Genomic DNA, 24,589 nt, shown 5'->3' with positions numbered 1-24,589 from the left:
GATTATATGGCTACTTTATCTACACAAATGAATATTATCGTCGAGAAGACGAGTAACCTTATTCAATTGTGCGACGCTCTTCAAGAAGAGAATGATCTTTTGAAGTTAGAAGTGCAATCGTTGCAAGTGGCTTTTCAGACAAGTACGGATAAAATCCAGCAGTTGGAGGAAAAGCTTAAGGCATTGGCAGTTGCAAAGACTTTAGAAGATTCGGATGTGGATAGAGATGCAATAAATGAAAAAATACTTGACACAAAGCAAAAAATTAACGATTTTGTGCGAGAAATAGACAGATGTATAGGTTTGTTAAAGTAATTGTGAAATTGAATAAAACCTAATACGTTATTTAAGCTCGAAAGAAATGGGAGAGATTTCCATAAAAATAAATATCGCAGATCGCGTTTATCCATTACGGGTGAACACAGAAGAGGAAGAGGTTATTCGGCATGCTGCGAAATTAATAAATGAAAAGATAAAGGAACTGCAAGATAACTATGCCGTTCGTGATAAACAAGATTTGCTTTCTATGTGTGTATTGCAATATGCCACGGGAATGATCAAAGCGGAGCGTAATGCGCAGCAGCATGAAGAAGGCCTTGAAGAGAAGGTTCACGAATTGGATCAATTATTGACAGATTTCTTTAAGAAATAAACATATCGTTCTTTATTTAGAGCTTTATAACGACGAATTTGCCGCAATTAAATTCGGGTTGTCACTATTTTAAACTTAACGCTTCAATATCACGAGCGAATATAAGATGTAGGCCATTTTGCTATATGCCATCTAGGTCATGATCAAATGCTCAAATCATGTGTAATCGAAGTTTAATAATACATGGGACCTGTACATTTAATTGCGGTTTTTTTTTAACTATAAAACAGAATAAATATATATACGTATACACAGATGGATTTACTAACCACAATATCGATTATAATTTCGCTCATTATAGGTGTTGTTATTGGTCGTTTTTTGTTACAATTGGTTTTTAAGAAGCAAGAACAATTGGCGCAGGAAAAGGCAGAACGCATAGTTAAGGAGGCCGAACAACAAGCAGAACATCATAAAAAGCAACGTGCTCTAGAGGCGAAGGAGAAGTTTTTACAACTTAAGGGTGAGCATGAGAAAGAAGTAAACCAACGAAACAATTCGTTGGCGCAGAAAGAAAATACTTTACGGCAGAAGGAAACTTCTTTAAACCAAAAATTGGAAAACACCAATCGCGATAAGCAGGAGCTCGACAACAAGAATAAGAAGTTGGATCAATTGCTGGAAGTGAACGAAAAAAAGAAAGAAGAAGTTGAGCATCTCAAAAACCAGCATATTAAACAATTGGAGACAATTGCGGGTTTATCTGCTGATGAGGCAAGAGAACAGTTAATTAACTCTTTACGTGAGGAAGCGCGTTCTCAAGCTATTATTCAAATTAAGGATGTTATTGATGAGGCAAAGCTAACGGCCTCTAAAGAAGCGAAAAAAGTAGTTATTCAAACCATACAACGTACAGCTACAGAGTCCGCTATAGAAAATACCGTATCGATTTTCAACATTGAAAACGATGAAATAAAAGGGCGTATAATTGGTCGTGAAGGGCGTAATATTCGTGCGCTGGAGGCTGCAACTGGTGTGGAAATTATTGTTGATGATACACCGGAAGCGATCATTCTTTCTGGATTTGATCCTGTACGTCGTGAAATCGCCAGGCTTTCGTTGCACAGATTGGTAACTGATGGTCGTATTCACCCGGCTCGTATTGAAGAGGTTGTGGCGAAGACGCGTACGCAGATAGAGGATGAGATTGTCGAAATTGGTGAACGTACAGTTATTGATTTAGGTATTCATGGCTTACACCCGGAACTTATTCGTATGGTGGGACGTATGCGCTATCGTTCTTCATATGGGCAGAATCTATTACAACATTCGCGTGAAGTCGCAAATTTTGCAGCAACTATGGCTGCTGAACTTGGATTGAATGTGAAGTTGGCAAAACGGGCTGGTTTGCTTCACGATATTGGAAAGGTGCCTGATGATAACCCAGAATTACCGCATGCCATTTTAGGAATGCAGTTAGCTGAGAAATATAAAGAACATCCAGAAGTCTGCAATGCCATTGGAGCACACCACGACGAAATAGAGATGACGTCTTTAATTTCTCCGGTTATTCAAGCTTGCGATGCGATATCAGGTGCTCGTCCAGGTGCTCGCCGTGAGGTGGTAGAGAGTTATATCAAACGTTTGAAAGAATTAGAAGAGTTAGCTCTTTCTTATCCAGGGGTTGAGAAAACATTTGCGATTCAAGCGGGTAGAGAATTACGCGTTGTGGTCGAGTCTGAAAAAGTTTCGGATGCACAAGCGGAAATTTTAGCCGCTGATATTTCGAACCGTATCCAAACGGAGATGACATATCCAGGTCAAATTAAGGTTACGGTTATCCGAGAAACAAGATCCGTATCTTACGCAAAATAAAGATTTAATATGGAGAGAAAGGGGAGTCATTGACTTCCCTTTTTTGTTTCAATAGCATACTTGTGATCTCTTCCTATAAAGCCAGTCAACGGAGGATATAGGCATTTTTTGTGTATTAGATTCATGTATTGCTCGATATTTTCTAAGGCTAGCACCCGCAGACTTTACCAATGTGAGGTCATATCAATCTCTGAAAATAGCTATGGATTGCTAGCTCTCTTTGCCTAGGGGGTAACCTTTAATAATAATGCACAAAGCGTTTGCATTCGTCTTGTGCTGTTAGATCCCTTTTCAAACGAAAGGTTTCTTCTTTAAGATCGGATTAGAAGCAGATTAGAATAGATCATCTCCTTGATGATGCTCGTCCAAAATCACTACTTTTGTATAAATCTCTTATATATGCAAATTCTTGTAGTAGAAGACGATAGTCGGATTAGTAATTTCTTAATTAAGGGACTGGAGGAATTTGGTTACCTGGTAACACTTTGTAAAAATGCGGAGGATGTATTAACACATTACATGCATTTGGAGTGGGACCTGATTATTTTAGATATTATGTTGGAAGGAATGGATGGTGTCCAACTGCTGCAGACACTGCGTTATAAGAAAGTTTATACGCCGGTATTGATGTTAAGTGCGCTAAACAGTGTGCAGGATAAGGTGTCAGCACTTGACTATGGAGCGGATGATTACCTTACAAAACCTTTTCACTTTGATGAACTATTGTCGCGAATAAAGGCACTCACACGTCGTCAGCAATATCAACAGCAGGAAACCCCAAAAGCTGAATTAACGTTTGGTGATATGCACATTAATCTAGAGCAATATCAAGTGAGTATCGATAACGAGCCAATTGAATTATCACCTCGTGAGTATAAACTGTTATTGTATCTGATTGAAAACATAGATAAAACAGTAGGGCGTATACAGATATTGAATGCCGTTTGGGGGATTACATTTGATAATCATACCAACGTTGTAGATGTATATATATCTTACTTGCGTAATAAAATAGAAAGGCAAGATCGTAAGTATATCTATACGGTAAAAGGTGTAGGATACATGTTTAAAGTGTAAGACGATGAAATTACGGCATCGACTTTCGCTCTATTCGCTTGTTTTTTTTAGCATTATCATGCTGTTCTTCTCGATTTTGATCTATTTTTCTTACTACGCACAGATGCAAGAAAAAGAAAATCAATCTTTGGAGAGCAAATCGTTATTAGCTGCGATCTACTATCTCGAACAAGATGAGCTTTCGCTAACGGAGCACGCGAATGTGAAAAGTCAATTATCGAAGACAATTTCTCGTACCAATATCGCTGTCTTCGATAAACAGAATAGCTTAAAAAACGGTGATATGCCGTCTACCGATGAGATTTCTAGTGCATTTCTCAAGCAGGTTCGAGATGAACGTAATGCTTTTTTCGTTAGTGACTCATTCTTCTATAACGGTATTTTTTATCACGATAACGAAGGTGATTTTGTGGTCATTACTCGGGAACCCAAAGATGAATTTAATGCGCAGATGTTATCGCTGTTCCATATATTGCTTATCGTGTTTTTTTTAGGTATTGCTTTTATATTCCTTTTTTCACAATACTTAAGTTATATAGCCTATCAACCTATTATCCGTATTATTGATCAGATCAAGGAAAGAGATACCAAAAATTTTAATGAACCACTTTCTCTTCAGAGGACCTATGCGGAGGTAGAAGATCTAGTGGAAACGTACAACCATTTTATTACCCGGATTGCCGAGACATTTAATGTACAGAAGAACTTTATCGATTACGTGTCGCACGAATTGCGTACTCCGATAACCGCTTTACTTGGGACGCTAGAAGTTACGAAGACAAAGCGGAGGTCTACGGAAGAGTATGAGCAAGTCATAGCGCAACTAAAGCAATATACGACAGATCTTCAAGAAACACTGGATCAAATGATGCTCTTATCTGGCGCGAAGACCAACTTTGAATTTAAATCGATTCGCGTAGATGAGATCATTTGGCAGATCGTCGAAAACATGGTGCTCTATCATCAAGCTCATATTGAAGTGGATATCCAGGTTAATGATCAGAGCTTGCTTACTGTCGAAGGCAATGATAAATTGTTGGAGTTGGCCATCGGTAACCTATTAGGGAATGCCATAAAATATTCCGATAACCAAGTGGTAAAGATTCTTTTTGCAGAAAAAGGGGGGCATTTGCACCTGTCTATCGTAGATCATGGTATTGGTATATCAGAGAATGATTTACAACATATCCGGCAGAATTTTTACCGGGGAAACAATACACAGAAGTATCAAGGCAAAGGGATCGGTTTATCCATAGCAAGTATTATTCTGACTTTACACCGCGTGGAGATGAATATCGCGTCCGATGGTGCTAGCGGTACGACCGTTTCTCTTTATTTCTAATGAAATTCTAATCTATCTTAAAATTCCTGTTAATACCATTACGCTAGTTTTGCTGGAAATGTTTTTAAGGTGAAATACGTATATATAACTATCTGTATCATTTTCTTGGCGCCGCTTTGCAAAGGGCAATCTTACACATTGGATAGGTTGGAAGGCAGTTTTTTGAAGAATAACTATGCCTTGATAGCTGGTAAATTTGAAATTGGACGGACAGAAGCGCTCATTATTCAAGAAAAGCTTTGGAACAATCCGACATTGGCGATTGGAGAGGTTAATCTCTGGGCTAATGGAACAAGTGAAGTTCTCCCACCGCTTGTTGGGAATTATGGACAGAAGCAACAGATTTCAGTAGAATTGGAACAGCTGATCGAAACAGCTGGAAAACGACGCAAAAGAGTGGCGATTAAACAGCTAGAGCAAAAAACAAGTCAATTCGAATTTGAAGAGTTGTTGCGTGAATTAAAAAAAGAACTGCGTCAGAATTTCTATCATTTAGCAAACCTCTCCAGCGAACAAAGCAGGCTCTCTACACTTGTTCATTTATTTACACAGTTAAAAGAACAATATCAACGACAGGTACAGTTACAAAATATTGCGAAAGTAGATTATTACAGAATACAAAGTGAGTTGGTTGCGTTGAAGAAGGAACTTTTTGATCTCGAAGAAGAGGCTGCTGAAACGGTGAAAAACATACGCATATTAACACAGCTCGATGATTTAACAATAACTGATTTGGATTTTTCTTCTGTGGACAAATCCCTCTATAAGGAAATCCCGTCTGATGTATTGCAGTTGGCGTTGACACAAAATATTGGGTTGCAAAAGCAGCACGTTCAAATGGATATTGCTAATAAAGAATTGGAGTTGGAGAAAGCAATGCGTAAGCCTGATTTGACATTTCAGTTAGGCTATGACCGTGGAGGAAATATCATGCGTGATTTTATCGGTGTGGGGCTAAGCGTCGATTTGCCGATTTTTAATCGGAATAAAGGCAATATAAAAGCGGCCCAATTGCAGATTGAGAAGGAAGATGCAACCGATAAGCTTTTACAGGGGGAACTTAAAAATACCGTAATAAGGCTGGAAAACCAACTGACTAAGTACAAGGAAACTTTAGAAGGTTGGCCGGTAGAAACGGAAAAGGAGCAGCAAGAGATGGTGGAACGTTATAAAAAACATCTGCAATCCGGACAGGTGACCTTAATGGAATTTATCGACTTTACACAAGCTTCTAGAGAAGCGCATAAAGCATTTTTGGATACTTGGGAAAATTATAACAGTACTTATGAGGAATTGCAGTATTTGGTTGGAAAAGATTTTTAAAAACGTTTTGATGAAACAGTCTTATTTTTTTTTATTTTTTAGTTTAAACGCACTATTGGCGGGTTGCGGACAGGTAGAGGAACAGAAGAATGCTGTGCAAATTGATACAGCAGGTAAAAGTTCCTTTTGTATGAATGATCAGCTGAAAAAATCTACAGAAATTATTGCGGTATCGGAGCAACCTATTCATGAACAACTAACCCTTTCAGGAAAAATAGAATATAACGAGAATGATTTAGCGGTCTTTAGAAGTTTGTTGGAAGGGGTGGTGGAAAATGTACGTTTTGAATTGGGCGATCATGTGCAAAAAGGACAAGTTCTGGCAACAATAAAATCTACACAAATTCAAGAATTACATCAACAGAAACGTTTTCAGGAAAACCAGATTGCATTATTAGAAAAACAAATACAAAGCAAGAAGGAACTGGCGGCAGACGGATTATTGACAACGCCTGAGGTGTTAAGTGCCGAACACGAATTAGAAAGTGCAAAGATAGAATTGGAGCGGATACAACAAAGTTTACAACTGTATAGGGCGGTAGGTGACGGCAGTTTCCAGATTTTAGCACCTAAGAATGGGTATATCATTCAAAAATCAGTGAGTGCAGGACAAAGTATTACCACGGAAAGTGATCCCATTTTCTCGATATCCAATTTGAAGGAAGTGTGGGTGATGGTGAACATCTATGCCAATAATCTACAATATATCCATGTAGGTGACGATGTAAAGGTGCGCACAATAGCTTATCCCGATCAATTTTATGCGGGAAAAATCGACAAGATATATAATGTATTTGATGACAATGAGCATGTCCTTAAAGCACGTGTGGTTCTTTCTAATCAAAATTTGAAACTGATGCCGGGATTAAGTGCTGATATTATTATTACGATGAAGAATGATTTGGGTAAAGCCTTTGCCATTCCGAACAGGGCCAAAGTTTTTAGCAATAATAAAGAATATGTGGTGCTGTATAAAGATGATTGCCATTTGGAAGTAAGGCGAATAACAAATATTGGAGAAAATGAAGAATATACGTACATCCAGGAACGGTTGGCACAGGACGAAAAAGTAATAGGTTCGAATGCATTGCTCATTTTTGAGCAATTGAATCACTAATAAAAGAGAGAAGGATGAAGAAGTTTGTACAAAAGGTCGTTACCTTTTCTTTACGTAATACAACGTTTGTTTTATTTCTTGTTTTCGCATTGCTCTTTGGGGGAATTTATGCGTTAAAACATACGGCAATAGAAGCATTTCCCGATGTAACGAATACGCGTGCGCGTATTATCACACAATGGCCTGGTAGGAGTGCAGAAGAGATGGAGAAGTTAGTGACTTTGCCCATATCTAAGCAGATGAATAGTATTCCTAGAAAGTCTAATGTGCGTTCTATTTCGTTATTCGGGCTTTCCGTAGTCACTGTACAGTTTGAAGATGGTGTAGAAGATTTTTATGCACAACAGTACGTTTCCAACAAATTGGGAGGTGTGGAGCTTCCGGAAGGTGCTGATGCTTCTATTGAGCCACCCTCAGGCGCTACAGGTGAGATTTTCCGTTATGTGGTGAAGGGTGATTTGCCTATAAAGGAAATGTCAGCGATTCAGGATTGGGTTATTGAACGCGAATTGCTTAGTGTTTCTGGTGTGGCGGATGTTGTTAGCTTTGGCGGAGAAGAAAAAATTTTTGAGATTAAAATTAATCCTACCGAACTGAAGAATTATGACCTGTCGCCGCTCGATGTTTATGAGGCTGTATCGAAATCTAATATCAATGTTGGTGGGGATGTTATTCAACAAGGAGACCAGGCTTATGTTGTGCGAGGGGTAGGACTTTTAGATAAATTAGATGATATAGGGAATATTACGATCAAACTGAATGGATCTACACCTGTGTTGATAAAAAATGTTGCAGAGGTTGTGGTTTCGCATAAACCTAGGCTGGGACAAGTGGGATTTAATAAGGAAGATGATCTTGTCGAGGGGATCGTAATTATGTTACGTGGGGAGAATCCGTCGGAAGTTATTGGCAACTTGCGTGCAAAGATAGAAGAATTAAACAATCGGATACTGCCTGCAGGTGTGAAAATAGAGACGGTAGTTGATCGCACAAAGTTGGTGGACAATACGGTACATACCGTTTCTAAAAATCTGATCGAAGGAATCTTGCTTGTTTCATTGATTGTATTTGTCTTTTTATACAATTGGAAATCAACGCTTATCGTCGCATCGGTTATTCCGTTATCGTTCTTGTTTGCTATCATCATGCTTAAAATACAAGGTTTGCCGGCCAATTTGATTTCGATGGGGTCGTTAGATTTTGGATTGCTGTTGGAGGGGACCTTGGTTATCGTAGAGACGGTTTTCGTAGCCCTCGCTGGATTGTCTCACCGGGTAGGGCCTGCACGTTTTGCAAAAATGAGTAAGCTGGGCGTCATTAAAAAGAGTGCAGGTAGCGTAGCTTCTTATATTTTCTTTGCATTACTGATATTGATTGTCGCTTTATTGCCGATCTTTTCTTTTCAAAAGGTGGAAGGCAAGATGTTTACACCGTTGGCTTTCACATTAGGCTACGCGCTATTGGGGTCATTGTTATTAAGTTTGACCTATGTTCCTGCAATGTGTAAGCTGTTGTTTACAAAAGGTATGGATGAGAAAGAGAATTGGGTGACAAGATTTTTTCAACGGACCATATACGGTATGTTTGCTTACGCTTTTCGGTACAAGAAAACTACAATAGCCGCTTTTATTGCCGTTCTCGCTATTTGTTTGGTCAAGTTTCTGCACTATGGTTCTGAATTTCTTCCAAAGTTGAATGAAGGAGCAATTTACATCCGCGCGACCTTGCCTAATAGTGTCAATTTAACAGAATCTACGAGGTTGACGAAGGAGATGAAGAAGATCATGTTCGATAATTGTGAAGAAATTGATTTTATTTTAACGCAAACGGGGAGGCCGAATGATGGTACCGATCCAACAGGCTTTTTTAATATCGAATTTAATGTGCAGCTGAAAGATGAAAATTTATGGAAGAGGAAAGTGAGCAAAGAAGATATTATCCAACAGCTTCGTGAGCAACTTAATCACTACCCTGGGATAAATTTTGGATTTAGTCAGCCTATCCAAGACAATGTCGAAGAATATGTTGCCGGAGTAAAAAGTTCGTTGGTGATTAAGATATTTGGGGATGACCTTTATGATCTTGAAAAATATGCAAATCAAGTATCTTCTGCCATTGGTAAAGTGCATGGTGTTACAGATGTCAATGTGTACAAAAATATTGGATTACCGGAGCTGAGGATTCAGTTGCATGATTCAAAAATGGCGAAATATGGCGTTTTTACGTCGGACGTGCAGGCGGTTATTGCCATGACTATTGGAGGACAGGCTGCAACGAAATTTTATGAGGGCGACCGTCAATTTGATGTCGTCTTGCGCTTCAACGAAGCGTACCGGGACACGCCAGAAAAAATAAGGAATATATTGATTCCAACCAGTAACGGACAGAATGTGCCGCTTCAAGAAATCGCTACGGTAGGCTATCAAACGGGGCCAGCGTTTATCTATCGCGAAGGAAACAGCCGCTATATTGGTGTCGGATTTAGTATCGAAGGTCGAGATTTAGGAAGCACCATCGAGGAAGCGAAGAAAGTGGTAGGTACGGAAGTATCGCTGCCAAAAGAAAACCATATGGAATGGGCAGGGGAATTCGAAAGTAAAGAACGTGCTGCAAAACAGCTGACGATGGTTGTTCCTATTTCGTTGGTTCTTATATTACTGTTGTTGTATGTGAATTTTGGAAATGTAAAAGATACGTTAATTTCATCGCTCACGTTGGCCTTTGCGTTCATAGGCGGCTTTATTTCGCTATGGGTTACGGGTACAATTTTCGGTATTTCGGCAGGTATTGGGTTCATTATTCTATTCGGTGTAGCCACAATTGATGGAATTGTACTCATTGGTGTGATTAGAGATAATATGAGACATAAAATACCGCTCTTAAACGCGATAGAAATGGGGGTTAAGAGCAGGATCAGACCTGTTGTTATGATTGCGTTGATGGGATCTATGGGCTTGCTGCCAGCCGCTATGTCTACGGGGATGGGCTCTGAGATTCAAAAACCATTGGCAATTATGATTGTCGGCGGGTTAATTATCTGTCTATTATTGAGTTTTACTGTTATCCCTGTTGTTTTTTATTGGGTACATCGACGAGAGGAAGAACGCTTGAAGCCTAGGTAATTTGCAACGAATATTAGTTACCTTTGTTGCATGAAGAAAAAAGAAAAGACATTAAGTACAAAGCCAACATTTGAAAGACCCGTAGATCGCTATTTTTATGAAATGGATGATCAATTTCAAGGAAATAAGTGGATTTATGGAGCTTTTCTCACGCTGATGTTCTTTGGTGTTTTAGGGTTGGTATGGATGATTCCGTTTCCCAAGTTAGGTTGGTTAGAACGAATGAATATGCATACTTTTCTCAATTGGGGATCATTCTACATTGCGATTATGATTTATCTGTATCTGAAATTAGCGCCTACTTTATCTTACGCGATGCTGTTTAGTATCGGTATCATGAGTTTTTTTATCGTACAATTAGAATATTTAGAGAAAGCTTCCGGGCCGGCAGTATGGTTGATTGCACTTGTTGTTGCACTTCTTGGTGGTATTGGATTATATGTTACATTGGCGAAAGAAAGTAAATCCCTTTCCATACAAACGTATCTTCGTTTTCTTACCCTTGGGCCAGTTTGGTTATGGTCCAAAGTCTTTCTTTCTTTGAAGATAAAATATTAATAAATACTTCGGTGCATGACAAAAAGTCTGAAGGGATTCGCTGTATCCGAACTGTCTGTATCCGTGGGTGCCTTCTTTTTTGAAACCCGAAAATTAACTCTAACGTTTTTATTTTTCTTTTATGGATATTTTTAGTTGAGTTTTAGGGTTTTTATTATTTTCTGAGGAAATTTTTTAAAAATACTTCCATTTTGTACATGTACATAAAGCCAGTGTATATATACATTGAAGCAAACACAGTATAGAAAGAGACAAATGCTATGTAGTAGATATTGAACTATATGTAGTTTGCCAAGATGTATATGTAGTTTATAAAGAACGCGGTGTAGTTTGCCAACAATTACATAGAGATCGACGCAATGTATATATACACTGAGTCAGTGTACATATACATTGAAGTCCTGTAGGAATACACTGTCTTGAAGTACAATGCAACTGTAAGAAAGTCATGTGACAAAGCGACAGTGTTATGTGTGTGCCTTAATAGGGCATACCTGTACAGAAGAAATTCCTATCTCGGGCTTCGTTTGTATAAGTAAACCGAGACAAAGTCTCGATCTTCCAAGAGCATGTATGCTGTGTTCAACACGTTGTCTAGAGACAGAAAGAATATGTATACCTACATTACAAAAAAGACAAAGTACAATGTTGCTTCGTAATAGACATCAGAAGATAATTACCTCGACTTCATTCCCGAAAAAGAACGAACTATACGTTATTTTGTCATTCTGTCGTTAGAAAGCATCTAGCTATTAAGATGAGGTTGCTTCCAATGGTTTTGTGCTTTTCTTCAACCTTGCTTTTGGTTGTAGGAAAGAATAATTTAATAACGTATTTTTGCCTTTAAGAGTTCATATTGTATTGTTGTGGGCAGGATGTGTTTATTGTTAACTATAATAGGTTTAGTCTATATTCTTTGCAATAAGTAACTTTGGTATATATTAAATAACAAAAGGCTATGTTAAAAGGATTTTTTAATGTTCCAGCTCCGAGTAACGAACCGGTATACTCGTATGCTCCAGGTACGAAAGAAAAGACATTATTGGAAGCCGCTATCCAAGAGGCTAGGGCTCAAGAAGTGGATATTCCAATGTATATAGGTGGTAAAGAAATACGTACGGATATCACGACGAAGTTAACGCCACCACACGATCATCAACATGTGCTAGGCTATTTCCATCAAGGAACGAAAGAGCACGTCCAATCGGCTATTGACGCGGCACTGGCGGCAAAAAGTGACTGGGAAAATTTACAGTGGGAGCAACGCGCGGCTATTTTCTTGAAAGCTGCAGAATTGGCATCGACTAAATATCGTTATAAACTCAATGCTGCTACAATGTTGGGACAATCGAAGAATGCTTACCAAGCAGAAATAGATGCTGCTTGTGAATTTACCGATTTCCTTCGTTTTAATGTTGCTTATATGAGTGAGATCTATAGTCAGCAACCTCCTGCAAATGCAAAGGGGGTTTGGAATAGGGTAGAACAGCGTCCATTAGAGGGATTTGTATTTGCGTTGACACCGTTCAATTTTACGGCAATAGCGGGAAATCTTCCGTCTTGTGTCGCCATGATGGGTAATGTTGTCGTTTGGAAACCTTCCAATACACAGATTTATTCAGCTAATGTACTTATGGAAGTCTTCAAGGAAGCTGGATTACCAGATGGTGTTATCAATCTGATTTATGTTTCAGGTCCGGATGCTGGTGATGTGATCTTCAAACATCCTGATTTTGCAGGTATTCACTTTACAGGGTCAACAGGTGTATTCCAGGATATATGGAAAACTATCGGTGAACATATTCATCGGTATAAAACCTATCCACGAATAGTCGGCGAGACTGGAGGTAAAGATTTTATTTTAGCGCATCCATCTGCGGATTTAGCGGTATTAAACACTGCATTGGTACGCGGAGCTTTTGAATATCAAGGCCAGAAATGCTCTGCGGCATCACGTGCCTATATTCCACAATCGTTGTGGTCATCGTTGCTTGAGCGCATGGAAAACGACATCAATTCGTTTAAGATTGGCGGAACGGAAGATTTTAGCAATTTTATCAATGCTGTGATAGATGAAAAGGCTTTCGATAAAATTACTTCGTATATTGAACGTGCAAAAAATAGTACGGATGCGGAAGTTGTTATTGGTGGTCAGTACGATAAATCGAAGGGATATTTTATTCATCCGACGGTTATTTTAGCTAAAACTCCGGATTATGAAACACTGTCAGAAGAGCTTTTCGGACCTGTGTTGACTATTTATGTATACGAGGATGCTCAATGGGAAGAAACCTTACGTTTGGTGGACCAAACTTCTATATACGCATTGACGGGAGCTGTAATTGCACAAGATCGTTATGCTATAGAAGAAGCAACTTATGCCCTTCGTAATGCAGCGGGTAATTTCTACATCAATGATAAGTGTACTGGTGCTGTGGTGGGACAACAGCCTTTCGGAGGAGCGAGGGGATCTGGAACGAATGACAAAGCTGGGTCTATGATTAACTTGCTGCGTTGGGTATCTCCACGTACAATAAAAGAAACTTTTAATCCAGATACGGATTATCGTTATCCGTTTTTGGGATAATATTATATAGTTTTTGTTTTGCTTTGGGCATCTTATTAAGATGCCCATCTTTTCTTTTACCGATTATGCTTAAATAAGATGAAAACTCCAGAGTATAGAAAACCAATTGAATTTACTGTTCCAGCCCATGGTGATGGTGCTTTTTATGTTATGGACGATATTGGTCCAGATTTTTATGGATATTATCATCGGCATCGCGAATTTCAGATCAGTTATATTGTGAAAGGAAGTGGCTCCTTGATGTTGGGTAATCTAATTCGTCCTTGTTCCGAAAATGAGATTTTCCTGATAAAGCCTAATGACCCTCATCTTTTTTTTAAAGAAGCCAATGCTGAAAATGAAGAGGATAACGTGCATATTGTCCATCTCTTTTTCTCATTGGAGAAGTTACGTTCTTTTTTTGATATGGAGGAACTGCAGAGTATACAAAGTCTGTTTTATCTCATTCCATCCAGTAAATTATTGTCAGCTGAACATGCCTTGTATATCAAAGATGCCTTTTTAAATTTGCATCGAGAAGAGGGGATTCATAAACTGGTACGGATCTTAGAAATTTTTGATTATTTAAGATACCACGAGAATCAACTTATTTCACTGTACTCGGGACTGCATAAAGTCGATTTTCAAGATTCGGATGGTCTTCGCATCAATACCGTAGTTAAATATGCGATAGAGAATTACAAACGGAATGTCACTATAGAAGAAATTTCTGCACTTATTCATCTTACACCAACGGCTTTTTGTAAATTCTTTAAAAAAAGAACAAAGAAAAATTTCATTACGTTCCTTAATGAGATTCGCATCGAGAAAGCTTGTCAATTGCTTGTCAACAAGCGCGTGGAAAGTATTTCTGAAGCGGCATATCAATGTGGCTTTAATACGGCTGTGCACTTTAATCGGGTCTTTAAAAGTGTTATGCACGTTTGTCCTACAACATTTATTGCGCAGCATGCTGTAGAGAAATAGACATGCCCCAAAAAATGTAGCTTTTTGGGGCATGTTCATCGAGATTGTTTTTACTTTTCTTTTCCTGCTCGTTTGACAATCATGATTGCTTCATATTTTTTACCGTCGTAATGCGGTGTATCAATTTGCAATGCATTGGGATAGGGTTTATTCTTATCGAAGAAGTATATTTTTGTGATACTTCCATAATCGTTTGTTGGGAACAAATCAGCACAGGCTTCGTAATTTGCATTGGCTATGTCGCCAACGGATACTGCATAAACGCGTACAATTCCGCCTTTGTTCTGTTCATTTCTGACAAAAGCAACTTCTTCAAACTGTCCGGGAAGATCTTTAATAGAAGGTTGATTATAAGCTTCCCAAATACCGTAAGAAAGTATGACAATCAATCCGAAGGCTATCCACCAAATTCTTTTATTCCGTTGCATTATAATTGTATTGTTATTCCTAAGAGTTTATAGAATTCCTTTAATATCGCTTGGTGACCAGGCCAAGCTGGAGAAGTTACTAGGTTTCCATCGACTACCGCTTGATCGGCAGGAATATTTTTCCAAGTTCCTCCTGCTAATTCGATATCGGGTCCGACTGCGACATAGGCTGTTAATGTGCGTCCTTGCAATACATGGGCTGCCGTCAATACCTGGATGCCATGGCAGATGGCAGCAACAGGTTTGTTTGCTTCAAAAAAATGACGTGTAAGCTCAATAATCCGTTTGTTGAGACGTATATATTCTGCAGAGCGGCCGCCTGCGATATACAGGCCGTCATATTCCTCTGCTCGGATACTATCGAAGTCTTTATTGATTGCAAAGTTGTGTCCACGCAGCTCTTTGTAGGTCTGATCACCTGTAAAGTCATGTACTGCTGTGGGAACTACATCTCCGTTTTTGCGATCTGGCGCGATAGCATGCACTTCTATACCCAAGGAGCCCATTGCCTGAAAGGGTACCATTGCTTCATAGTCTTCTACAAAGTCGCCTACCATTAATAATATTTTCTTTGCCATATATATGATCTGTTAAGTGAATTAATTCTCTTGATTTAATTTTTCTTTTAGCATTCTTTTGGTCTTTCTGACCTTCGCTTCGAGTTGACTTCTATACAAGATGTTTGTCAAACCTTTACCTTCTTCGAAATTTTGCTGGAACTCGGGCAGACTAAAGGATTCTAAGATTTCAGCACCATCAAAGGGCAAACGATGCAGGGCGATGTCGAGTACACTTTGTCCTCCTCGCTTTCCGGGGCTTGTGGCCATTAGTAGTACAGGCTTGCCGTTATAGATTTTTCGACCAGGGATCCGTGAGATCCAATCCGTCAGATTTTTGTATGCCGCATTGTAATTTCCATTATTTTCGGCTAAGGAAATCAAAATAAAATCGGAATGATCGATTTTTTCTGCGAAAGCCAAGGCGTGCGGAGGAATTCCGTTTTGTTTTTCCCGATCAACAGAGAAAAGGGGAAGTTCAAAATCATTAAGATCTAATATTTCAATGCTGTCATCAGCTTCTTTGTAATATTTGCTCACACTGGAAACCAGTTTTTTATTGATTGAATGGCTACTGTTGCTGCCTGCGAATGCGAGTATTTTCATACCCTAAATTTAGCATAAAAAAAGGCACTCAACAAATTGCTGAGTGCCGGATTTATTAATAGGTGGTTAGTAGTCTATTAACTATCTTAAGAATAACAACTCACGTAATTTCGGTAGTGGCCATTTATTGTCATCCACAATTTTCTCCAATTTGTTTACGTGGTAACGAATCTCATCGAAGTAAGGTTTAACAACCTCGTCATAAGCGATAGCACGCTCACGTACTTCTTCGATGTTGTTTGCTGTTTTACGAGATTGACGCATTTCTTCTGCTTTTTCAAGAATCAAGTTTGTATGTTTTGAAATACGCTCAACAAGATTTAATTGAGAGCTGTAAGATTCTTTTGGTAAACCTAGATCTTTTAAGCCTTTTACGTTTTCAATCAACTCATTTTGGTAAATGATACAAGCTGGTACAATCTGGCTCGTTACAACTTCTCCAATAACGCGTGCTTCGATTTGAAGTTTTTTGTAGAAGTTTTCTAACAAAATTTCATGACGAGCCTCTGATTCACGTTTCGAGTAGATTCCCAACTTCTCAAATAACTCTAAGCTTTCTTCTTTTACGTATACGTCAAGTGCTTTAGGTGTTGATTTGATATTTGATAAGCCACGAGTTTCAGCTTCTGCAGCCCACTCATCGCTGTAACCATTACCTTCAAAACGAATCGCTTTAGATTCTTTGATGTATTTACGAACAACGTTTAAGATTGCAAGATCTTTTTTCGTTCCTTTTTTGATCTGCTTGTCTACTTCAACTTTGAAATCGATCAATTGTGCAGCAACGATAGCATTTAAGATCGTCATTGGTAGTGCTGAGTTTGCAGACGAACCAACCGCACGGAATTCAAATTTATTACCTGTGAAAGCGAAAGGCGACGTACGGTTACGATCGGTACTATCCATTTTCAATTCTGGAATTTTAGGAATACCGTGCCATAAGTTTGTGTCGTTTTTAACCTTTTTCGCTACACGTGCAGATTCAACTTCTTCTAAGATTTCATCTAACTGAGAGCCTAAGAAGATCGAAATAATTGCTGGAGGAGCTTCGTTAGCACCTAAACGGTGATCGTTACTGTGGCTTGCGATAGAAGCACGCAACAAGTCTGCATATTGATAAACCGCTCTAATCGTATTTACGAAGAACGTGATGAACATCAAGTTGTTTTTTGGTGTTTTACCAGGAGACAACAAGTTCACACCTGTATTCGTAATTAACGACCAGTTATTGTGTTTACCCGAACCGTTTACACCACTGTATGGTTTTTCATGCAATAAAACTTTGAAGTTGTGGCGAACAGCTACTTGTTCCATTAAGTTCATCAACAATTGGTTATGGTCAATAGCCAAGTTGATTTCCTCGTACATTGGAGCACATTCAAACTGTGAAGGAGCTACCTCATTGTGACGGGTTTTTAGAGGAATACCAAGTTTAAGAGCCTCGTTTTCTAGATCTACCATGTAGGCTAATACGCGTTCAGGAATAGCTCCGAAATAGTGGTCTTCTAATTGCTGACCTTTTGCAGCCATGTGGCCGAACAATGTACGACCAGTCAATTGAAGATCTGGACGGCCATGGAATAAAGAAAGGTCAACTAAGAAATATTCTTGTTCAATACCTAAAGATGCATTTACTTTAGATACAGATTTGTCAAAAAGTTGTACAACATCAGTTGCAGCCTTATCTACTGCAGCAACCGCTTTTAATAAAGGTGCTTTATAGTCAAGCGATTCTCCTGTATAAGAAACGAAAACGGTAGGGATACAAAGTGTTTTTCCAGCTACTGTTTCAAAGATAAATGCTGGAGAAGATGGATCCCAAGCTGTATAACCGCGTGCTTCAAATGTGTTACGGATACCGCCATTAGGGAAAGAAGAAGCATCAGGCTCTTGTTGCGCTAAAGCATCACCTGTGAATTTCTCAATTGCTGCACCATTTTCATCAGGCTCGAAGAACGCATCGTGTTTTTCTGCTGTAGAACCTGTCAATGGTTGGAACCAGTGTGTGTAGTGTGTTGCACCATTCTCTATCGCCCAAGTTTTCATTGCTTGTGCAATATGATCTGCAATATCTCTAGAAATCTGCGATCCTTCTTCCACAACTTGTGCTAACTCTTTATAGGTGTTTTTCGACAAGTAGTCTTTCATTTTCGCAATCGAGAATACATTCTTTCCGTAAATTTCGGTTGCTTTCAATGATTGTACTTTCTTACCATCTCCCAGTGGTCGCGATACGGCCGACTCTGCTGCTTTAAATCTAAGGCTTGACATTTTCTGTTTAATAGTTTTTTATATTTTTATACAGTTCTTGGTTGTTTTGCGTTGTAAATGTACACTTATTTTTAAAAAACAAATAGTCAAAATGAAAAAAATATAATTTTTTTATGTTTTTTTTATGAATAAAATGAAAATGCGGTTCCGTTATGTAACGAAACCGCATTTTTATACTGTTTTTTTTGTGACTTTTATTCAAGTCCCCAGTCTATTCCTTTTTCTATTGCAGGAACTCCGGTTGATATCCATTTTGGGGCAGGTTTTCCTTTCAAGAAGTGATCGAAGAATTGTGCCTGACGTATTTGAATGTCTTTTCTATTTTGTCGCTTCATGAGATTGTGCTCATCGCCGTTATAGTTTAATAGCCATACAGGTTTTTGCAGTCTGCGTAGGGCCGTAAACATTTCTATTCCTTGATACCATGGTACTGCACCGTCGTTGTCGTTATGCATGATGACAACTGGGGTAGAAACGCGATCTAAAAAGAAAAGGGGTGAATTTTCGATGTAAAGTTCACGGTCTTCCCAAAGTGTCTTGCCGATGCGGGATTGGGTGTGCTCATATTGAAATTGTCGGGAAAGTCCGGTTTGCCAGCGTATTCCGCCATAAGCAGAAGTCATATTCGCTACGGGTGCGCCTGTCCAAGCGGCAGCATACATATTGGTTCGCGTGATCAGGTGTGCAACCTGATATCCGCCCCAGCTTTGCCCCTGGATAGCCATTTTCGTATCGTCCACCCAACTGTTCTTTGCTAGGTGCTGCATGCCCGAATTCACATATTCTTCGGCAGATTTTCCAGGATGCCCGATTTCGTAACGAATGTCCGGTGCAAAAACTAAATATTCATTACTGACGTAATAGGGGATGTTTAGACGTGAAGGGGTAGGCGCTGGCGCTTGATAGCTGTACAAGCCATCGGTAAGTTTCTCGTAGAAATAGGCAATGATGGGGTATTTTTTGTTAGGGTCAAAATTTTCAGGTTTGTACAGGATCCCTTCTGCTTCAAAGCCTGATGGAGTTGTCCATTTTACCAGTTCCGCTGTTCCCCAGTTGTAACGCGCTTGTTGAGGATTGATATCCGTTAGGACAATTTCGTCCTTTAACAGTTTGTTGACATACAAATTGGGAGACTCCTTGTAGTTTTCTTTCGTGTAGAGTATTATTTTGCCATCTGCAGAAGCTAAAAAATAGCGATAGGTATGCCCGGTTAAGAAGCGTTCGTCAGGGCGTCCATTTTTTGAAGAATTAGATTCGAAAATACCCCGTTCTTTTGTTTCTTCATTGAATGCAGACAAATAGATGGTCTGTTTTTCAGGAATGAGGGTGGTTTTGTTGCGTATATTTTCCTTACGTGTGAGATCGATGTAACGGAAGACCGTTTGAGTTGCTCTTCCTTCGCCATTAGTCATCAGTTTCTTGTCTTTTCCTGCCAAAGCAAATTTCCAGATATCGAAACGATCGTAAAGAAATACATTTTTTCCGTCTGACGACCAACCTGCTATACCATAATCTCCTGGCAGCGTCGGAGAATCGTTTTCTTCATCTACAAAACTTACTGGTAGGCCGTCATTCAATAATACTGTACTATTGTTTTTTATTTGATAACTGTACCAATTCGCGTTTTCTTGGTCAAAGTAGAGCACAAAGTCTCCCTGAGGGGAGATGGAGGCGTAACCGTCTAAATCTTTTTTGATAAGTTTTTTCTCGCCCGTTAGGGTGGAAATGATGTAGATATCGGAGCGTGTTGATCCTTCCCATTGACCTGATATGCGTTTGCCGAAATCCGATGTTGCAAGAATCCATTCGGAATTAGCGTCGTCAGTTGTCATCGTCCTATTGAATTTGTTGTCAACAAGAGAGCGTATTTGGTTGCGATTTTTTGGGTAGATAACCGCCAAGTAACTTTTCGTTTGATCACGTTTCAAATTGACAAGCTGTTGCGGTTGCAGGTAGTCATCTTGCCAGTGCCAGATATCGACTTGCGCGTGTTCAAATTCCACCAAAGTTGTGTCTTTCACACGTGGAACGGGCGCTAATCCAAAAAATAGTTTTTGTCCATCTGCGCTAAAGTTCAATTGTCCATCGCCACTGATATACCATTGTTGCGGTACGCCAGCACTTTGTTGGTGTGCGATGGCAAGGGCAGAGTCTAGAAGTGGGGTATAGTAATATAATTTAAAGTCCTTGAGCAACGATTTTTCTGGCGATTTGTCCGCTAAAAAGGCCAATTGAGCACTTTGATCATCGAATGTAAGATTTTTATATGTTCCTTTTCCGTTACTTATTTTCTTTACAGTCTTTTTAACGACATCATAAAGGTAAATTCCAGCATCGTTTGCCAAAGAGTCTTTCTCATCGTTCTTTTTTGAGAAAACAAGGAAATCTTCACTCGGACTCCAAATGTAGAGATCTACTTTGTGGAAGTTTACAGTATCGCCGGTTGTCAAATTTTTTAATGTTAAAACGGATTCGGTTTTGTCTTTTTTTACTTTTCCTTTCGTCGTTGTCGAGTCTGTGGTCTGAGCTGATGTGTTTTTTTGTTCTCTTAAGAAAGCAATGTAGTCGTTTTTGTTCTGTGCGAGCTTGTAGGAATTTACATCTCCAACTTTCCACAACGACTTATCTGCAAGATGAAATATGGCAAGCGAATCTTTTGGCATATCTTCACTTTTCTTTTTTTTGATCTTAGCTTGCCGGGTTTCCGAAAACAGGGGTTTTATCAGCGATATGATGTGTGTTTCATTGCTGGTGATTTTTCCTTGATGACCTCTTGGAATAGATATCAGTAAGTCATTCTCCTTATTTTTTACTTGAAAAACGCCATCACCTTCTTGAGGTATTATTTGATACGTAATGAATTGACCGCTTTTACTAATTGCTGCATCGGAGATACTGTTCCAACCGTCGTACACGGTATGATCTAGAGGCTGTTTCTGAGCAAACAAAACCCCAGAAAAAAAAAGATAAACGCCAAGGCTGGCTATTTTTACATTCATAGAGTGGATAAACTAAATTTCAAGCCGAAAAATAGAAAAAAATGCTTAAATTCAACCTGATGTTTTAACATTTTTACAAGTTTAACGTTTATAATCGTGTTATGAAGTCAACAAATCTTATCATCGCTGTAATAGGGGGACTATCGGTTGTCTTATTTGCGTTCATACTAGGCAATGCCTATACGTTCAAATATAAAACCAGCAATACGGTGAATGTTACTGGTAATGCAAAAAAAGACTTTGAATCGGATCTTGTCAAGTGGTCTGCCTCGTATAGTCGGAAGTCTATGGATCTAAGTGCTGCCTCCGATCAGTTGAAACAAGATCGGGAGTTGGTGAAGCAGTTTTTAATTCAGCAAGGGATAAATCCAAAAGAAATACTGTTTAATGCTGTCAATATTAATCGGGAATTTGCCTACCAATCGGATGGAAATGGTAACAGTTACAACACATTTACGGGGTATAGTCTATCTCAAAATGTAAGTGTGGAATCAAAAGATTTAGATAAAGTGGATAATGCTTCGCGCGAGATTTCTGCGTTGATTTCACAAGGTTTAGAACTTAGCTCTAATTCACCAAGTTATTACTATTCCAAATTAGAGGATCTTAAGCTCGAATTGATTTCTCAAGCTTCTCAGAATGCAAAACAACGCGCATCGAATATCGCAAATGAAGCGGGCTCTTCATTAGGTAATCTGATTAAAGCGGATCTTGGCATTTTTCAGATTACAGGGCAGAACGATAATGAAGAGTACTCCTATGGCGGAGCTTTCAATACAACGTCCCGTAGTAAAACTGCGAATATAACGGTGAAAGCAAGTTACGGTGCTAACTAGGATTTATACTATGTAAGATCATTCCAATAATGACAATGCTGATGCCAAGGAATGATAGGGCGTCGGGTGTTGCTGCATGTAGGAAAACAAGCTCGCCGACTAATGCGAAAATAACTTCAGTGGATTGTGTCGCTTCTACCGCTGCTAAGTTTCGCCCATTATTTCGCACGATATCTGTTGCTTTAAAAAACAACCATGTTGCGACGACTCCAGAGGAAAGTGCGACTAAAAAGGTTTGCAAGATTATAGTTGAATCCGGTAGAGCCTCTTGGGATAAGCCATAGACGGATAGTATAAGCCAGCAGGGAAGGCTCGAAAGTGTCATGCCGAACAGTCGTTGAATGGCAGACAGTTCACCATCAATGATTAGCATCATTTTTCGATTTCCAAGAGGATATGCGAAGGCTGCAAGCAAAATCGGAACTGTACCTCGTATAAGTTCACTGGCCGATACATTTTTTGCTTGAGGTATTTGTAGGAGTAGTATTCCAAATAAGATGATTAACGAAAAACTCACCGTTTTCCACGAAAGTTTGTGATCCGACTTGTTTCCTAAGTAGGGCGCGATGCACATACCTGCTATAATGGTGAGCTGCCAAGTGCTTGCTACAAGCCAGGCCGGAGCAAAGGAAGCGGCGTAGGTCAGACCGCCGTAGAAGACCCCAAAGCCGATATTACTCCATAAGATCCAAGCCCAAAGGTTTTTGCGCATGACTTGAAAAAGTGTGCGTAGTTTGTTTCCTCCCAAAAGAAGAGGGAGGAGCAAAATGGCCATCCAATAATAACGAAACGCTGCGCTCCATATCCAAGATCCTCCCTGTAATGACATGGCCCGGTTCAGGATAAATGTGACAGCAAAGAATAGGGCAGATAATAAGCCTAGGAGAATCGCTTTACTTTTTGTATTCATGGATCGGTGCTTTTCTAAAGATCAATTGCTCCTTTTTGCTCTTCCACTTCGAAAACAGAGTCGATTTTCCAATTTGCTTTATCTTTAGATGCCTTTACTGCCAGCTGATCACATCTTTCATTGAGTGGGTGTCCTGCATGACCTTTGACCCATACTAAACGTACCTCATGTAACTTATGAAGGTTCATTAATCGAATCCATAGGTCCTTGTTTTTCTTTCCCTGAAATCCTTTCTGTATCCAGCCATAAACCCATCTTTTGTCTATCGCGTCAATAACATATTTGGAATCGGAATAAATGGTGACCTTTTGTCGTATGTTTTTTAATGCCTCTAATCCAATAATGACAGCAAGAAGTTCCATTCTGTTATTGGTGGTTTTCCGGAAACCGCCTGAAAATTCTTTCTCAATGAGTTTTCCTTGATAAGCTTCATTACTCCCTTGGTAAATTGTTCTTAAAATAGTGCCATATCCGCCCGGTCCAGGGTTTCCGCTAGAGGCACCGTCTGTATAAAGTTCAATCATTGGCCAAAAGTACGGAATATCTTTTTAACCTTTTTATATCTTTGACGTGCAACCCCTCTTATCGTTCTCTTTTAAATAGCGATAAAAAAAAGAACAATAAGCCTCCGTTAAAATAGAAGAAGCGCTGATTTTCTCAGCGCTTCTTCTATTTTAGCTACGTAAGTAGTCCTTACTTTAAATTGTCTCTGTATACTTTAGCTTTTTTGACTTCTGTTTGGATATCCTTACGTGAAGCATCGTAAGTCAATACTTTTTCATAGTCAGCAACAGCTTTGTTGTAGGCATCGGAGGCTTTCGCTTTATCGTAGTTTCCAGCGCCGTTGGTACCTGTTAAAATTCCAAGATCACGGTAGGCAATAGCGCGATTTTGGTAGAGTTTAGCGTCATTTGCCGTAATTGCAATAGCTTTGCTATAGTCTTCGATAGCTGTCTTTAACAATTGCTCTTTTGAGCTTTCTGTCAATTTGCTGGCACTTGCTACCGCCAAATTATTACTTGCTTTTGCTTTATAATAATAAGCGGAAGTATGTTTTGGATCTAATGTGATAACCTTTTTGAAGGTCTCAATTGCTTTTGTGTACTCGCCATTATGGAATTGTGAATAACCCAAAAGATACTGTACATCCGGATCATTTGCTTCTGCTGGTAACGCTTTTTGTAAATGCGTCGCCGCAGATTTAAAATCACCTTCTAATAAAGCCTTTTGTCCTAGGCGTACATTGGGATTGCTATGCTGGGATTGATCTTGTGCCTGTACTGTTATTGCCAACAAGGCTAAAGCTGTTGACGCAAGACCCAACTTTACTGCTTTCCACGGGTTACTCAAGAATCTACGTTTCATATGAATATTATTTGTTTTTAATGGCCATATGGAATATTCATGCGTGTTTGTGTTTTTA

Annotated in this window: 20 protein-coding genes; 12 read left to right on the top strand and 8 right to left on the bottom strand. The window is 39.2% G+C overall.

Annotated elements, in window-relative coordinates; translation table 11 throughout:
* Positions 1 to 6: 6 nt before the first annotated feature.
* The 11 genes from ACSZOX_RS16960 (at position 7) to ACSZOX_RS16910 (ending at position 14,559) form a co-directional block, all read left to right on the top strand.
* Complete coding sequence (locus ACSZOX_RS16960; RefSeq protein WP_437921339.1) at positions 7 to 315, top strand: hypothetical protein; 309 nt, start codon at positions 7 to 9, stop codon at positions 313 to 315.
* A 46-nt stretch (positions 316 to 361) separates the two neighbouring features.
* Positions 362 to 652, top strand: coding sequence for a cell division protein ZapA (locus ACSZOX_RS16955; RefSeq protein WP_437921338.1), 291 nt, complete (start codon positions 362 to 364; stop codon positions 650 to 652).
* A gap of 255 nt (positions 653 to 907) precedes the next feature.
* The gene (rny, locus tag ACSZOX_RS16950; RefSeq protein ID WP_437921337.1) at positions 908 to 2,467 is read left to right on the top strand and encodes a ribonuclease Y; all 1,560 of its coding nucleotides are present in this window, start codon (positions 908 to 910) and stop codon (positions 2,465 to 2,467) included.
* Positions 2,468 to 2,866: 399 nt separating this feature from the next.
* Positions 2,867 to 3,544 carry a response regulator transcription factor gene (locus ACSZOX_RS16945; protein ID WP_437921335.1) on the top strand — a complete coding sequence of 226 codons (678 nt, stop codon included), beginning with the start codon at positions 2,867 to 2,869 and terminating at the stop codon, positions 3,542 to 3,544.
* Positions 3,545 to 3,548: 4 nt separating this feature from the next.
* Positions 3,549 to 4,886 carry a sensor histidine kinase gene (locus ACSZOX_RS16940; RefSeq protein WP_437921334.1) on the top strand — a complete coding sequence of 446 codons (1,338 nt, stop codon included), beginning with the start codon at positions 3,549 to 3,551 and terminating at the stop codon, positions 4,884 to 4,886.
* 69 nt (positions 4,887 to 4,955) lie between these two features.
* Positions 4,956 to 6,209: a TolC family protein gene (locus tag ACSZOX_RS16935; RefSeq protein ID WP_437921333.1), complete on the top strand. Its 1,254-nt coding sequence runs from the start codon at positions 4,956 to 4,958 to the stop codon at positions 6,207 to 6,209.
* Positions 6,210 to 6,219: 10 nt separating this feature from the next.
* Positions 6,220 to 7,326 carry an efflux RND transporter periplasmic adaptor subunit gene (locus ACSZOX_RS16930; protein WP_437921332.1) on the top strand — a complete coding sequence of 369 codons (1,107 nt, stop codon included), beginning with the start codon at positions 6,220 to 6,222 and terminating at the stop codon, positions 7,324 to 7,326.
* A gap of 14 nt (positions 7,327 to 7,340) precedes the next feature.
* A complete protein-coding gene (locus ACSZOX_RS16925; RefSeq protein ID WP_437921331.1) occupies positions 7,341 to 10,448 on the top strand; it encodes an efflux RND transporter permease subunit in 3,108 nt (1,035 codons plus the stop codon).
* A gap of 30 nt (positions 10,449 to 10,478) precedes the next feature.
* Positions 10,479 to 11,006, top strand: a complete 528-nt coding sequence (locus ACSZOX_RS16920; protein WP_437921330.1) for a hypothetical protein — start codon at positions 10,479 to 10,481, stop codon at positions 11,004 to 11,006.
* 958 nt (positions 11,007 to 11,964) lie between these two features.
* On the top strand, positions 11,965 to 13,593 hold the full coding sequence (pruA, locus tag ACSZOX_RS16915) for an L-glutamate gamma-semialdehyde dehydrogenase (protein ID WP_437921329.1): 1,629 nt from the start codon (positions 11,965 to 11,967) through the stop codon (positions 13,591 to 13,593).
* Between the two features lie 78 nt (positions 13,594 to 13,671).
* The gene (locus tag ACSZOX_RS16910; RefSeq protein ID WP_437921328.1) at positions 13,672 to 14,559 is read left to right on the top strand and encodes a helix-turn-helix domain-containing protein; all 888 of its coding nucleotides are present in this window, start codon (positions 13,672 to 13,674) and stop codon (positions 14,557 to 14,559) included.
* A 50-nt stretch (positions 14,560 to 14,609) separates the two neighbouring features.
* On the opposite strand, the gene ACSZOX_RS16905 is transcribed toward ACSZOX_RS16910, so the two are convergent.
* From ACSZOX_RS16905 to ACSZOX_RS16885, 5 genes are all read right to left on the bottom strand, one after another.
* Complete coding sequence (locus ACSZOX_RS16905; RefSeq protein ID WP_437921327.1) at positions 14,610 to 14,987, bottom strand: hypothetical protein; 378 nt, start codon at positions 14,985 to 14,987, stop codon at positions 14,610 to 14,612.
* Positions 14,987 to 15,565, bottom strand: coding sequence for a DJ-1/PfpI family protein (locus ACSZOX_RS16900; RefSeq protein ID WP_437921326.1), 579 nt, complete (start codon positions 15,563 to 15,565; stop codon positions 14,987 to 14,989). The genes ACSZOX_RS16905 and ACSZOX_RS16900 overlap by 1 nt, the downstream gene beginning before the upstream one ends.
* A 21-nt stretch (positions 15,566 to 15,586) precedes the next feature.
* Positions 15,587 to 16,150: an NADPH-dependent FMN reductase gene (locus ACSZOX_RS16895; protein ID WP_437921325.1), complete on the bottom strand. Its 564-nt coding sequence runs from the start codon at positions 16,148 to 16,150 to the stop codon at positions 15,587 to 15,589.
* An 81-nt stretch (positions 16,151 to 16,231) separates the two neighbouring features.
* Positions 16,232 to 18,421 carry a glutamine synthetase III family protein gene (locus ACSZOX_RS16890; protein ID WP_437921324.1) on the bottom strand — a complete coding sequence of 730 codons (2,190 nt, stop codon included), beginning with the start codon at positions 18,419 to 18,421 and terminating at the stop codon, positions 16,232 to 16,234.
* 194 nt (positions 18,422 to 18,615) lie between these two features.
* Positions 18,616 to 21,420 (bottom strand): prolyl oligopeptidase family serine peptidase, encoded by a 2,805-nt coding sequence (locus ACSZOX_RS16885; RefSeq protein WP_437921323.1) that lies wholly within the window; start codon positions 21,418 to 21,420, stop codon positions 18,616 to 18,618.
* A 101-nt stretch (positions 21,421 to 21,521) separates the two neighbouring features.
* Between ACSZOX_RS16885 and ACSZOX_RS16880 the strand changes: the two genes are divergently transcribed.
* Positions 21,522 to 22,256: an SIMPL domain-containing protein gene (locus ACSZOX_RS16880; RefSeq protein WP_437921321.1), complete on the top strand. Its 735-nt coding sequence runs from the start codon at positions 21,522 to 21,524 to the stop codon at positions 22,254 to 22,256.
* On the opposite strand, the gene ACSZOX_RS16875 is transcribed toward ACSZOX_RS16880, so the two are convergent.
* The 3 genes from ACSZOX_RS16875 to ACSZOX_RS16865 all read right to left on the bottom strand — a co-directional run bounded on the left by ACSZOX_RS16875 (position 22,249) and on the right by ACSZOX_RS16865 (position 24,531).
* Complete coding sequence (locus ACSZOX_RS16875) at positions 22,249 to 23,166, bottom strand: DMT family transporter (protein ID WP_437921320.1); 918 nt, start codon at positions 23,164 to 23,166, stop codon at positions 22,249 to 22,251. The genes ACSZOX_RS16880 and ACSZOX_RS16875 overlap by 8 nt on opposite strands.
* Positions 23,167 to 23,180: 14 nt before the next feature.
* Positions 23,181 to 23,690: a ribonuclease HI gene (rnhA, locus tag ACSZOX_RS16870; protein WP_437921319.1), complete on the bottom strand. Its 510-nt coding sequence runs from the start codon at positions 23,688 to 23,690 to the stop codon at positions 23,181 to 23,183.
* A gap of 169 nt (positions 23,691 to 23,859) precedes the next feature.
* Complete coding sequence (locus tag ACSZOX_RS16865) at positions 23,860 to 24,531, bottom strand: tetratricopeptide repeat protein (RefSeq protein ID WP_437921318.1); 672 nt, start codon at positions 24,529 to 24,531, stop codon at positions 23,860 to 23,862.
* Positions 24,532 to 24,589: the final 58 nt, after the last annotated feature.

Origin of the sequence: Sphingobacterium sp. LRF_L2, from assembly GCF_965644235.1 — a bacterium.
Lineage (GTDB): Bacteria > Bacteroidota > Bacteroidia > Sphingobacteriales > Sphingobacteriaceae > Sphingobacterium.
This window is presented reverse-complemented; position numbering and strand designations above follow the sequence as displayed.

Coding starts and splice junctions, on each gene's coding strand:
- ACSZOX_RS16925 (WP_437921331.1), top strand. CDS start 7,341: ATGAAGAAGTTTGTACAAAAGGTCGTTACCTTTTCTTTACGTAATACA.
- ACSZOX_RS16910 (WP_437921328.1), top strand. CDS start 13,672: ATGAAAACTCCAGAGTATAGAAAACCAATTGAATTTACTGTTCCAGCC.
- ACSZOX_RS16900 (WP_437921326.1), bottom strand. CDS start 15,565: ATGGCAAAGAAAATATTATTAATGGTAGGCGACTTTGTAGAAGACTAT.
- ACSZOX_RS16875 (WP_437921320.1), bottom strand. CDS start 23,166: ATGAATACAAAAAGTAAAGCGATTCTCCTAGGCTTATTATCTGCCCTA.
- ACSZOX_RS16865 (WP_437921318.1), bottom strand. CDS start 24,531: ATGAAACGTAGATTCTTGAGTAACCCGTGGAAAGCAGTAAAGTTGGGT.
- rny (WP_437921337.1), top strand. CDS start 908: ATGGATTTACTAACCACAATATCGATTATAATTTCGCTCATTATAGGT.
- ACSZOX_RS16955 (WP_437921338.1), top strand. CDS start 362: ATGGGAGAGATTTCCATAAAAATAAATATCGCAGATCGCGTTTATCCA.
- ACSZOX_RS16885 (WP_437921323.1), bottom strand. CDS start 21,420: ATGAATGTAAAAATAGCCAGCCTTGGCGTTTATCTTTTTTTTTCTGGG.
- ACSZOX_RS16920 (WP_437921330.1), top strand. CDS start 10,479: ATGAAGAAAAAAGAAAAGACATTAAGTACAAAGCCAACATTTGAAAGA.
- ACSZOX_RS16890 (WP_437921324.1), bottom strand. CDS start 18,421: ATGTCAAGCCTTAGATTTAAAGCAGCAGAGTCGGCCGTATCGCGACCA.
- pruA (WP_437921329.1), top strand. CDS start 11,965: ATGTTAAAAGGATTTTTTAATGTTCCAGCTCCGAGTAACGAACCGGTA.
- ACSZOX_RS16945 (WP_437921335.1), top strand. CDS start 2,867: ATGCAAATTCTTGTAGTAGAAGACGATAGTCGGATTAGTAATTTCTTA.
- ACSZOX_RS16940 (WP_437921334.1), top strand. CDS start 3,549: ATGAAATTACGGCATCGACTTTCGCTCTATTCGCTTGTTTTTTTTAGC.
- ACSZOX_RS16895 (WP_437921325.1), bottom strand. CDS start 16,150: ATGAAAATACTCGCATTCGCAGGCAGCAACAGTAGCCATTCAATCAAT.
- ACSZOX_RS16880 (WP_437921321.1), top strand. CDS start 21,522: ATGAAGTCAACAAATCTTATCATCGCTGTAATAGGGGGACTATCGGTT.
- ACSZOX_RS16905 (WP_437921327.1), bottom strand. CDS start 14,987: ATGCAACGGAATAAAAGAATTTGGTGGATAGCCTTCGGATTGATTGTC.
- ACSZOX_RS16960 (WP_437921339.1), top strand. CDS start 7: ATGGCTACTTTATCTACACAAATGAATATTATCGTCGAGAAGACGAGT.
- rnhA (WP_437921319.1), bottom strand. CDS start 23,690: ATGATTGAACTTTATACAGACGGTGCCTCTAGCGGAAACCCTGGACCG.
- ACSZOX_RS16930 (WP_437921332.1), top strand. CDS start 6,220: ATGAAACAGTCTTATTTTTTTTTATTTTTTAGTTTAAACGCACTATTG.